Source organism: Kosmotoga sp., from assembly GCF_982836095.1.
The window spans coordinates 1-2,044 of record NZ_CEYIHJ010000239.1 but is presented as its reverse complement, the minus strand read 5'-3'; the positions used below and the strand labels follow the sequence as shown (position 1 = coordinate 2,044).

Annotated in this window: 1 protein-coding gene; it reads left to right on the top strand. The window is 41.4% G+C overall.

Going from position 1 to position 2,044, the window contains the following annotated elements; genetic code table 11:
- On the top strand, positions 1–2,044 hold a 2,044-nt coding region (locus AC3LHT_RS10620; RefSeq protein WP_488662879.1), incomplete at both ends, for an Eco57I restriction-modification methylase domain-containing protein.

The window sequence follows — 2,044 nt, the reverse complement described above, 5'->3', positions numbered from 1 at the left end:
AGGCAACATCACCAGCCTGAAAACCCAGGAGCTTCTGGATTTTCTTTTTGTTTTGCATAGTGCCGACCGTTTTTCTGAAGGTTTGATTGAAAAACACAAATCTGAAGTCGGACATACTCTGGCCGAGCTTCGCCGCCGAAGGGAAAAGGCTACTAAAGAAGATCTTTCCCAGGAAGAGATGCTCAACCTGCCGGTGTTCATACCGCTTAGAGATAAAAAAGACCCACGTGATTTAAAAATCTTGGACCCTGCTTGTGGCAGTGGCCACTTTCTACTTTATGCTTTCGACCTTTTGGAAACGATATACGAAGAAGCTTGGCAGGATGAAAATTCATCGCTATCGGATCCGACGGGAAGATCCTTACGAGAGGATTTTGAATCGCTTGATGAATTACGAACAGCCATACCGGAACTGATCCTGCGCTGGAATCTGCACGGCATAGACATTGATCCGCGCGCCGTCCAAATCGCAGCATTGGCCCTTTGGTTGAGGGCTCAGCGGTCGTGGCAAAGACTGGGAATCAGGTCAGCGAAGCGGCCTCGCTTGACCAAATCTAATATCGTCTGTGCCGAACCCATGCCAGGTGATGAGAATCTGCTGAAAGAGTTTACAGATGTTCTGAAACCCAAGGTGTTGGGTCAGCTTGTTGAGGTAATTTTCGATAAAATGAAGCTGGCCGGGGAAGCCGGGTCATTACTGAAAATTGAAGAAGAAATCAAAGAGGCTGTTGCCGAGGCCCGGAAGCAATGGGAGGCTAAGCCAAAACCTGAACAAGCCGGACTGTTTCCAGAGTTAGAAAAGCCCAAACACAAACAAAAGGAATTGCAGTTTGATGTCAGGGACATTGATGATTTAAAATTCTGGGACCGGGCCGAGACGCTTATTTTACAAGCGCTTCAAAAGTATGCTGAAAAGGCTGAAAACGGATTGGAAAATCGCCGGCGTATGTTTGCCGAAGATGCAGTGCAGGGTTTTGCGTTTATTGATCTTTGCCGGAAGCGATTTGATGTGGTGCTCATGAATCCACCTTTTGGGGATGCGACAACCAAGCTGTATCCATTAATAAAGCATAAATATCCTAAAACTTATTCAAATCTTGGAACTGTATTTGTTGACTGTCTTTCTACGAAACTTGGTGATACAGGCGAGCTGGGAATTATAATAGACGTTGCGACTTCAGTTAGAAGCTCATATGCTCATTATCGGCGAGATGTTCTTTATTCGAATTTTAATATTAAATCTTATTTGCATCTCGGTTGGGATGTTCTTGATGCTAATGTGGAAGTTTGTTGTTTTACTGCATCGAAGATTCTCTTAAAAGATGATAGTGTTTTGTGTATCGATCTCAAAACTGATTACAAAAAAAACCAAATACTATTAAATAATATAGTTAATTTTACAATTGGGAACGTAGATAACAAGAATTCATATTTTGCCAAACAAGTTGAATTTGAACGTTTCCCAAATGGCGTTCCAAATTTTACACTCCCTGCTGTTCTGAGGAGATTATTTATAACATATGACCAGTTAGACGGTAATTACGCCCTTGTAAAGACTGGTTTAAGTAGCGGCAATAACAGTAGGTTTTATAAACTGCTATGGGAATGTCCCAATAATGCGATTGGAAAGGCTAAAAGATGGGTCCATCTCTCAAATGGAGGTGAGTTTTCACCATTTTACCGGAAATTTGAAGAAGCAATTGATTGGAAAAATGGAGGAGAGATTGTTAAAAACAACAAAGGGGCATATATTCGTAATGAAAAACTGTATTTTTCCGCTGGTCTATCCTATGGAAAAAGATGCAACTTCTTATCTATACATACCCATCCGCTGGACCGAATAATAACTAATGAAGGACAGGGTATTTTTCCGATAGAAGAAAAGCATTTTCTCCCCTTACTTGGAATTTTAAACACACCCATTCCAAGAGTTCTTATCAACGAATATTGTGGTCAACACAAAGAAAATGGATACGTCTCCTTAATTCCTATTCCTCACATAGATACGCATACAGAAAAACAACTGTCAACCGCAGTTAGTTAT